The organism is Vescimonas sanitatis (assembly GCF_049060325.1).
Lineage (GTDB): Bacteria > Bacillota > Clostridia > Oscillospirales > Oscillospiraceae > Vescimonas > Vescimonas sanitatis.
Genome location: NZ_JBMGPW010000032.1, coordinates 1 through 528, shown reverse-complemented (window position 1 = coordinate 528; position 528 = coordinate 1). Strand labels below are relative to the sequence as shown.

Annotated in this window: 1 pseudogene; it reads left to right on the top strand. The window is 44.1% G+C overall.

Annotated elements, in window-relative coordinates:
* Positions 1-186: 186 nt before the first annotated feature.
* Positions 187-357, top strand: a pseudogene (locus ACOMDU_RS13610) (DNA cytosine methyltransferase); the annotation flags it as partial.
* Positions 358-528 lie beyond the last annotated feature (171 nt).

Sequence of the window (528 nt, the reverse complement as noted above, 5' to 3'; positions counted from 1 at the left end):
TTGGGCTGATAACGAGGAAATGATTTTGAAGTTATCTGGTCTGCTCTAATCCTATTGTTCTATATATGCCGATTATGTTATTCCGAAGTTTTTGCTGGTAACGCCTTGTACTACAGGGTTTGCAGCGATTACTTCGGAATAACTATTTTCTCGGCATAATCCTGGTTATTCCGAATTCGGGATAACCAGGACTTGTCCGTGGCTGGAGCGAGGGCGGGGCTTGCCGGTGAGCGTTCCGGCCTATTTATGGAACAAATCAGGATCATAAAGGAGATGCGAGATGCAGATGTTTTACGAGGACGAACAGGTATCCATGTTCGCCCCCGATTCATGTGCTGGGAAAACGTCCCTTATGCACTTCAACACATAAGGCACGTTATGAACAGAAATCAATTATGTATAGCACCTCCATAAAAAGCAGTGAAACAGAGCATTTTACTCTGTTTCACTGTGCATAATATTTTGGAGTTTTAGCCAAGCGAGGACAGCCATTCAATCAACTCAGCATCCTGTTCCCACTGAGATGCT